We start from the raw sequence: 8,550 nt of genomic DNA, 5'->3' as shown, positions 1-8,550 counted from the left end.
GCGTGCCCTTCGGCACCGGGGCGGCGCTGGCCAGTGGGGCGGTCGAGCGCACCGGGGTGCTGTTCAGGGCTGCGGCGCACGAAGCAGTGCCCGACGCGCTGCTGCAGCAGATCGAGGAGCTGCTGGGCCTCGCCAGCCCCGATACCCTGCGCTACGCCGACGTCCGGCACGGCCAGCGACGCGCGGCGCGGTTGGTGCGCACCAGCGGCGAGGGGCCCGAGGCGCACCTCGAGGGCTTCCTGCTGGGCGGCGACACGCGCGCCGAGGCATGGATCAAGGCCCTGTTGCAGGATCAGTTGCCCGCGCAAGCCTACGGCCGTCAGTTGCTGCGTCCGGGCGCGACTGCGCCGGCCGGCATTGCCGCGCGCGGCAAGACCATCTGCAGTTGCTTCGGCGTAACCGAAACAGCCATCGGCGAACAGCTCACCCGCTGCATCGGCAGCGACCGCGAGCGCCTCGCCGCACTGCAGGGCGCGCTGAAATGCGGCACCAATTGCGGCTCCTGCATTCCGGAACTGCAGCGCATGGTGCGTGCCTCCGCCCCCGAAGCGGCGGAGGCCGCGCCATGAGAGCAGCCCTGGCCGGCATAAGCGGGTTCGGATTTCGGCATAAGCCTTGCGGGACAATCCGCGCACCCATGGGAATCAGTCAATACATCAAGGAAATCGGCCGCGGCGCACGCGGCGCGAAGTCGCTCACGCGCGAACAGGCGACCGACCTGTTCGGCCAGGTGCTCGACGGCAGCGTGACCGATCTCGAAATCGGCGGCTTCTGTCTGGCAATGCGCATCAAGGGCGAAACCCCCGAAGAAATGGCCGGCTTCCTCGATGCGACCCATGCGCGCCTGAACCGGTTGCCGGCCGGTGATCGCCCGCTGATCGTGCTGCCCAGCTACAACGGTGCACGCAAGCTGCCGGTGCTGACGCCGCTGCTTGCCCTGTTGCTGGCACGCGAAGGGCTGCCGGTGCTGGTGCATGGCGCGGCCACCGAATCGACCCGGGTTCTCGCATCGAATGTGCTCGCGGCGCTGGATGTGCGGCCGCTGACAGCCCTCCAGAAGATAGCCAATGGCGAAGTCGCATTCGCGCCGACCGAACTGCTGAGCCAGGGCCTGAAGCGCCTGCTCGACGTGCGCCGCGTGGTGGGCTTGCGCAACCCGGCGCACAGTGTGGTCAAGCTGATGCAGCCGACCGACGGCCCCTGTATCGTGATCGCGAGCTACACCCATCCCGAGTACGCGAAATCAATGGCTGCGACCTTCGAGCTCACCGGCACGACCGCCCTGCTCTCGCGCGGCCTCGAAGGTGAGAGCGTGGCCGACCCGCGCCGCACGGCGCAGGTCGACGGCTTCGTGCGAGGCCAACATATCGCCCTGCAGGCGCAACAGTCCGGGACGCTCGCCGAGGTGGAAGGCCTGCCGAAGGAAATCGACATCGACACCACGGCCGGCTACACGCGCCGCGTGCTGGCCGGCGAGTTGCCGGTGCCGGCGGCCATCGCGCAGCAGGTGCAACACATACTCGAATTGGCAGCACGGCTATGAACAAACTGGTTTCGCACCGCGGCACTTGCACCCTTGTTGGTGCCGGCCCCGGCGACCCGGAGCTTCTGACGCTGAAGGCCGTCAAGGCGATCCACGCGGCCACGGTGCTGTTCGTCGACGACCTGGTGAACGACGCAATCCTCGGCTATGCCCGTCCCGATGCGCGCATCGTGCACGTGGGCAAGCGCGGCGGCTGCAGGAGCACGCCCCAGGCCTTCATCGAAAAACTCATGATCACGGCCGTGCGCGAAGGCGAAACCGTGGTGCGCCTGAAGGGTGGCGACCCGTTCATCTTCGGCCGTGGCGGCGAAGAGGTGGAGCACCTGCGCGAAGCGGGCATCGAATGCACCGTGGTCAACGGCATCACCGCCGGCCTCGCGGCCGTCACCTCGCTCGGCGTGCCGCTCACGCACCGCGACCACGCGCAGGGCGTGGTGTTCGTCACCGGCCATGCCAAGACCGGCGCCGGCGCGGGCGAAGACCCGACCGACTGGCGCGCGCTGGCTGCCACCGCGCGCGACGCACGGCTCACGCTGGTGATCTACATGGGCGTGGCCGGCGCCGGCCACATCCAGGCCGAACTGCTGCACGGCCTGCCGGGCGCCACGCCCGTGGCCGTGATCCAGCATGCGAGCCTGCCGCACCAGCGCCACATCGTGACCACGCTGGCCCGGCTGCAGGCCGGCATCGCCGAAGCCGGGCTTGCAAGTCCTTCGGTGATCGTGGTGGGCGATGTGCTGCAAGGCCTGGCCGCCGCAGAACTGCCGGCGGGCCGCTTCGGCACCTGAAACCCATCGAACGAAACTGGCCGAATGGCCGGTCAGAGCTTGTCGGATACGTCCGACAGCCACCTAAAATCCCGGGCAGTTCAAACAACAACGCGACGAGGGCCGGGATGCTCGACAAACTCAACGAATTCACCGCCAGCCATGGCGAGCTGGCGCGCGGCAAGGGCCTGGTCACGGGCACCATCGCGCTGAGTCTGGCGATCCTGTGCTTTCTGGGCGTGCTGGCCTTCCACTTTCCACAGTACCTGACCACGCCCGAGCTGCGCAAGAGCTACAACGTCGATGCGATGCGCTACGTGCTGCTCACGGCGCTGGTGATCGCGGGCGGGCTGGCGCTGGTCAACATCCTGTTCAACCGTTCGCGCTGGCTCTCGTCGTTCGCGTTCCTGCTGGTGGCGGCGGCCGCGCTGCTCGGCGGCCACAAGGTGGACGTGGATCCGAACTTCCCGGACAACACGCCCTACATCGGGCTCGACTGGTTCATCCTCGACCTGCTCGGCTCCTCGCTGATCTTCATCTTCATCGAGAAGCTGTTCGCGCACCGCCGGGATCAGCCGGTGTTCCGCGCCGAGTGGCAAACGGACTTTCACCACTTCATCGTGAACCACATGATCGTGGGCTTCGTGCTGCTGGCGACCAACCTGCTGGTGCACAAGCTGTTCGGCTGGGCCGCCAACGACGGCATTCGCGGCTGGATCGCCGACCTGCCGTTCTGGGCCGGTGTGCTGCTGATCGTGCTGGTGGCCGACCTGGTTCAGTACTGGACGCACCGCGGCTACCACGAGGTGCCGCTGCTGTGGCGCCTGCATGCCGTGCACCACAGCGTAAAGAGCATGGACTGGATGGCCGGCTCGCGCCAGCACATCCTGGAACTGCTGATCACCCGCACGCTGGTGCTGGCGCCGATCTACGTGCTCGGTTTCAGCAAGGAGGTGATCGATGCGTACATCGTGATCGTCGGCTTCCAGGCAGTGTTCAACCACTGCAACGTGAGCGTGCGGCTCGGGCCGCTGCGCTACATCATCGTGACGCCGAACTTCCACCACTGGCACCACAGCCAGGATGACGAGGCGATCGACAAGAACTACGCAGCGCACTACGCCTTTCTCGATTACCTGTTCGGCACGGCCGTGAAGAGCACCAAGCTCTGGCCCGAGCGGTACGGCGTGGTCGGCGACTACGTCCCGAACGGCTTTTTCAAGCAGCTCAAGTTTCCGTTCGTGTGGAAAGGATGATGTTGCCCACTCCCAGGCTCCGCGCACTTGGTGTCGCCTCGCCAACCCCCTCGCCGGGGGCGACACCAGCGGCGCGGCGAAGCCGGCTCCGCGGCGTTTCCCACATGGCACTCGCCGCCATGGCGCTTGCCCTGGTTGGTTGCGCCTCGCGCGTCGAGCTGCCGGTGAAAGACACGAAGCTGGGCCTGCGCGTGCAGAGCTCGGCGATTGCGCCGGGCAACGGCGGTGAACTGGTCGCGGCTTCGGCGCTGCAGCCGGGCGACATCCTGTTGACCTCGGTCGCCACACTCAACTCCTTCGGCATCCGCCTGGGTACTTTTTCGCCGGTGAGCCATGCCGTGCTGTATCTTGGCGACGGCCGCATCGCCGAAGCGGTCGGCAGCGGCGTGCGGGCGCGCAGCCTCGACGAGGTGATCGCCGAAGAGCAAATGGTGGTGGCATTTCGCGCCCCGGGGATCGACGCGGAACATGTCGAGCGCCTGCGCAGTTGGGCGCTGTCGCAGGTCGGCACCCGCTACAACACCGTCGGCGTGCTGCTCGACGCGCCCTTCGTTCTGAACCGCCGCGTCTGCGAGCTGCCGCTGATCCCGTCTGCCGTCAGCAACTTCTGCGTCAGCGGCATGGCCATGGTGCAACTGGGCGGCAGCCGCAACGACCAGTTCTTCTGCTCGCAATTCGTGCTGGAGGCCTACAACCAGGCCGGCCTGCCGATCACCTCAGCCGACCCGCGCTGGGTGAGTCCGGCCGACCTGCTGCACATGCGCGAGGGCGACGTGCCGTCGATTCCCGCCACCCAGCCGCTTCGCTACGTGGGCCACCTCAAATACAACCCGCCGCCGATCATCACGGCGGACGGCGCGACCACGCGTTGAGCGCCACCTCGTTCGACGTCGTCGTCATCGGCGCGGGTGCCGCCGGACTGTTTTGCGCCGCGCAGGCCGGTCAGCGCGGGCTGAAGGTGCTGCTGATCGACCACAGCGAGCGCATCGGCGAAAAGATCCGCATCTCGGGCGGCGGCCGCTGCAACTTCACCAACCGCGACCTCGACCCGCGCGCGCCGCAGAAGCATTTCGTCAGCGAGAACCCGAATTTCTGCCGCTCGGCGCTGTCGCGCTATACGCCGCAGCAGTTCATCGCGCTGGTCGACCGGCACGGCATCGCGCATCACGAAAAGCACAAGGGCCAGCTCTTCTGCGATGGGCCGTCGCAGCAGATCATCGACCTGCTGCTGGCCGAATGCGCCGCAGGCGGCGTCGCCCACTGGCAGCCGTGCAGCGTGCGTTCCTTGGCGTTTTCGGACTCCACCGAAGGCGAGACGCGTACAGGCCGCTATCAGATCGATAGCAGTCGAGGCCCTGTGGAGGCGGCTCGCGTGGTGATCGCCACGGGAGGCCTGTCGATCCCGCAGCTCGGCGCCAGCGACTTCGGCTACCGCATCGCGCGCCAGTTCGGCCTTAACGTCGTTGCACCGCGTCCGGCGCTGGTGCCGCTCACCTTTGCCGGAGAAGGCTGGGCACCCTATGCGGGCCTTGCCGGACTCGCACTGCCGGTGCAGATCGAAACCGGCGCGAAGAAAGAGCGCATGGCCTTCCACGAAGACCTGCTGTTCACGCACCGCGGCCTTTCGGGCCCGGCCGTGCTGCAGATCTCGAGCTATTGGAAGGAAGGCACGCCGCTCACGATCGACTTCGCCCCGGGCACCGACGTGGCAGAAGCGCTCGGCGACGCCAAGGCGCGTTCACGCAAGCGCATTGCGAATGAACTGGCGACGCTGGTGCCCTCGCGCCTGGCCGATGCCTGGGTGGGCGAAGACGCCGCGCTGCAGCGCCCGATCAACGAGGCCGCCGACCGCGCCCTCAACGCGCTGGCCGAGCGCATCGCGCGCTGGCAGATCACCCCGGCCGGCACCGAGGGCTACAAGAAGGCCGAGGTCACGGCCGGCGGCGTCGACACCCGCGAGCTGTCGTCGCAGACGATGGAATCGAAGCAGCAACCCGGCCTGTATTTCATCGGCGAGGTAGTCGACGTGACCGGCTGGCTCGGTGGTTACAACTTCCAGTGGGCCTGGGCCAGCGCCCATGCCTGTGCCCAAGCGTTATGACGGCGCCCACCTGAATCTTTCCGGAAACACCGCGGAACCGGCTTCGCCGGGCCGCTGGTGTTGCCCCTCGAAGGGGTTGGCGTAGCGACACGAAGTGCGCGAAGACTAGGGTGGGCTATAATCTCGGGCTAACTTCGGCCTCCCCTCAACGGCCACAAGATTTTCAGTTGAGGAACCCCGGCCCGGGGCCTCGATCTCCCCGAGCCAAATTCAGTTCAACGATTCATCAATGACCACCATCCGCGTTAAAGAAAACGAGCCCTTCGACGTCGCACTGCGTCGCTTCAAGCGCACCATCGAAAAGCTCGGCCTGCTGACCGACCTGCGCGCCCGCGAGTTCTACGAAAAGCCGACCGCCGAGCGCAAGCGCAAGAAGGCCGCTGCCGTCAAGCGCCACTACAAGCGCGTGCGCAGCATGCAGCTTCCCAAGAAGCTGTACTAAGCAGCATTTGCCGGCACGAGCCGGCAGCTACGGGCCGCGCCGGGGAAACCTGCCGCGGCTTTTGTTTTTTTGTCCGCCGAAAAGAAAGAAGAAGACCATGAGCCTCAAGGAACAGATCACCGAAGACATGAAAACCGCCATGCGCGCCAAGGATTCGGAGCGCCTGGGCACCATCCGCCTGCTGCTGGCCGCGCTCAAGCAGAAGGAAGTCGACGAGCGCATCGAGCTGGACGACGCGATGGTCGTGGCGATCGTCGACAAGCTGGTCAAGCAGCGCAAGGACTCGGTCACGGCCTTCACGCAAGGCGGCCGTGTCGATCTTGCCGACAAGGAAGCGGCAGAAATCAAGGTGCTCGAGGTCTACCTGCCGCAGCGCCTGGGCGCCGACGAGGTGGCGGCCGAAGTGCAGGCCATCGTGGCCGAACTCGGCGCCAAGGGCCCGGGCGACATGGGCAAGGTAATGGGCACGGTCAAGGCCAGGCTCGCGGGCAAGGCCGATATGGGCCAGGTCAGTGCCGCGGTGAAGGCGGCGCTCTCCGGCGCTGCATGACGGCCCGGCCGATCCTCAAGGCGTGCGCCTGCCTGGTCGATGCGCGCGGCCGGCTGCTGGTGTTCGACCACCCGGCCGACGGCGGCATGCAGTTGCCCAAGGGCACGGTGGAACGCGGCGAAACGCCCGAGGACGCGGTGCGGCGCGAGTTGCTGGAGGAATCAGGCATCGCGTACGACGGCGAACTGCAGGCGCTGGGCACCATGGATCGGCATTGCGATGCCGGCATCGAAGGCAACGCGCGCGCCCACCCGCAGTTGTGGCACCTGTACCTGATGCGCAGCCACGCGCCATTGCCCGAGCGTTTCGACCATGTGGCGGTCGGCAGCCCCGAGGAAGATGGCCTGGTGTTCCGCTTTCGCTGGCTGGCGCCGGACGAAGCACCGGAGGGCTTCGCGAGCCCTTACCTGCGGGTGATCGAGCGGGTCAGGGCCGCGCTCGTCAGCTCCCAGCCACTTTCATCCGGTTGACCAGCAGCGAACCGGTGGTCTTGGCACCGTAGTTGTAGGCGTCGGCACCGACCGCCTCGATGCCCATCAGCATGTCCTTGAGGTTGCCGGCAATCGTGATCTCCTGCACCGGGAACGCGATGCGCCCCTTCTCGACCCAGAAGCCGCTGGCGCCGCGGGAGTAGTCGCCCGTCACGTAGTTGACGCCCTGCCCCATCAGCTCGATCACGAACAGGCCAGTACCGAGCTTGGCCAGCATCGCATCGAGATCGTCACCGGCCTTCGTCAGGCGCGAGCGCAGCGTGAGATTGTGCGAGCCGCCGGCATTGCCAGTGGTCTTCATTCCGAGCTTGCGTGCCGAGTAGGTGCTGAGGAAATAGCCTTCGAGCCGGCCGGCATCGATCACCTTGCGTGCCCGCGTGGTCACGCCTTCGTCGTCGAACGGCGCACTGCCCTTGCCGCGCAGCACGTGCGGGTCTTCCGCCACGTCGATGTGCTTGGGCAGCACCTGCTTGCCGAGCGAATCGAGCAGGAAGCTGCTCTTGCGGTACAGCGCACCGCCGCTCACGGCCTGCACCAGCCCGCCGAGCAGGCCCGCCGCCAGCGGCGACTCGAACAGCACCGGACATTCGGTGGTCTTGATCTTGCGCGACTTGAGGCGGCTCAGCGCGCGCTCGGCAGCATACCGGCCCACTTTGGCCGGCGCGGCCAGTTCGTCGGCCGAACGCATCGAGCTGTACCAGGCGTCGCGCTGCATGTCGTCGCCCTTGCCGGCGATCGGCGCCACGGAAATCGAATGGCGCGAGCTGGCGTAGCCACCGCGGAAACCGTGCGTGTGCGCGCTGAAGAAATGGCTTTGCTGGGCCGAGACCCCGGCGCCTTCGCTGTTGGTGATGCGCTTGTCGGTCGAGAGCGCGGCCGCCTCGCACTCGAGCGCGAGCTGGGCCGCCTGTTCGCTCGTCACGTCCCAGGGATAGAACAGGTCGAGTTCGGGCTGCTTCGTGACGATGTCGGCCTCGTCGGGCAAGCCGCCGACCGGGTCTTCGGCCGTGAAACGGGCGATGTCGTAGGCGGCCTGCACGGTCTGTGCGATCGCCGCTTCGGAGAAATCGGAGGTGCTCGCATTGCCGCGGCGATGGCCCACGTAGACCGTAATGCCGAGCGACTTGTCGCGGTTGCGCTCGACGTTCTCGAGCTCGCCCTTGCGCACGGACACGCTGAGTCCGCAACCCTCGGAGGCTTCGGCGCCGGCATCCGTGGCACCGAGCTTCTTGGCATGGGCCAGGGCCGTATCGACCAGGTTTTCAAAGAAAGGGCGGCTGTAGGCAAAGCCGGTTTCGGCGCGCGCCGCAGATGTCTTCGGAGATGTCTTCATGTAGTGGCTATGATACTTGCGCCCCCTGTGTCGAATGGCGCGACCCCTCTTATCCCCACGTCTGCCC

At 66.8% G+C, this 8,550-nt stretch carries 10 protein-coding genes; 9 read left to right on the top strand and 1 reads right to left on the bottom strand.

Going from position 1 to position 8,550, the window contains the following annotated elements:
- The 9 genes from ACSFA8_RS19300 to ACSFA8_RS19260 all read left to right on the top strand — a co-directional run.
- Window positions 1–569, top strand: a 569-nt coding sequence (locus ACSFA8_RS19300) for a (2Fe-2S)-binding protein (RefSeq protein WP_435481087.1), incomplete at its 5' end; no start/stop codon positions are given.
- A gap of 68 nt (window positions 570–637) precedes the next feature.
- Entirely contained in the window at window positions 638–1,543 is a 906-nt protein-coding gene (gene ybiB, locus ACSFA8_RS19295; protein ID WP_435481086.1) for a DNA-binding protein YbiB, read from the top strand.
- Window positions 1,540–2,331, top strand: a complete 792-nt coding sequence (gene cobA, locus ACSFA8_RS19290) for a uroporphyrinogen-III C-methyltransferase (protein WP_435481085.1) — start codon at window positions 1,540–1,542, stop codon at window positions 2,329–2,331. Before ybiB ends, cobA begins: the two co-directional genes overlap by 4 nt.
- Before the next feature lie 107 nt (window positions 2,332–2,438).
- The gene (locus ACSFA8_RS19285) at window positions 2,439–3,566 is read left to right on the top strand and encodes a sterol desaturase family protein (protein ID WP_435481084.1); all 1,128 of its coding nucleotides are present in this window, start codon (window positions 2,439–2,441) and stop codon (window positions 3,564–3,566) included.
- A 104-nt stretch (window positions 3,567–3,670) separates the two neighbouring features.
- Entirely contained in the window at window positions 3,671–4,438 is a 768-nt protein-coding gene (locus ACSFA8_RS19280) for a YaeF family permuted papain-like enzyme (RefSeq protein ID WP_435481083.1), read from the top strand.
- Window positions 4,435–5,667: a BaiN/RdsA family NAD(P)/FAD-dependent oxidoreductase gene (locus ACSFA8_RS19275; RefSeq protein WP_435481082.1), complete on the top strand. Its 1,233-nt coding sequence runs from the start codon at window positions 4,435–4,437 to the stop codon at window positions 5,665–5,667. Before ACSFA8_RS19280 ends, ACSFA8_RS19275 begins: the two co-directional genes overlap by 4 nt.
- A 229-nt stretch (window positions 5,668–5,896) precedes the next feature.
- A complete protein-coding gene (gene rpsU / locus ACSFA8_RS19270; RefSeq protein ID WP_007833691.1) occupies window positions 5,897–6,109 on the top strand; it encodes a 30S ribosomal protein S21 in 213 nt (70 codons plus the stop codon).
- A 97-nt stretch (window positions 6,110–6,206) separates the two neighbouring features.
- Window positions 6,207–6,659 (top strand): GatB/YqeY domain-containing protein, encoded by a 453-nt coding sequence (locus ACSFA8_RS19265; RefSeq protein WP_435481081.1) that lies wholly within the window; start codon window positions 6,207–6,209, stop codon window positions 6,657–6,659.
- A complete protein-coding gene (locus tag ACSFA8_RS19260; protein WP_435481080.1) occupies window positions 6,656–7,129 on the top strand; it encodes an NUDIX domain-containing protein in 474 nt (157 codons plus the stop codon). The genes ACSFA8_RS19265 and ACSFA8_RS19260 overlap by 4 nt, the downstream gene beginning before the upstream one ends.
- On the opposite strand, the gene pmbA is transcribed toward ACSFA8_RS19260, so the two are convergent.
- Window positions 7,101–8,483, bottom strand: a complete 1,383-nt coding sequence (gene pmbA / locus ACSFA8_RS19255) for a metalloprotease PmbA (RefSeq protein ID WP_435481079.1) — start codon at window positions 8,481–8,483, stop codon at window positions 7,101–7,103. The genes ACSFA8_RS19260 and pmbA overlap by 29 nt on opposite strands.
- Window positions 8,484–8,550 lie beyond the last annotated feature (67 nt).

It is taken from the genome of Variovorax nitratireducens (assembly GCF_051216545.1).
Classification (GTDB): domain Bacteria; phylum Pseudomonadota; class Gammaproteobacteria; order Burkholderiales; family Burkholderiaceae_C; genus Variovorax.
This window is presented reverse-complemented; position numbering and strand designations above follow the sequence as displayed.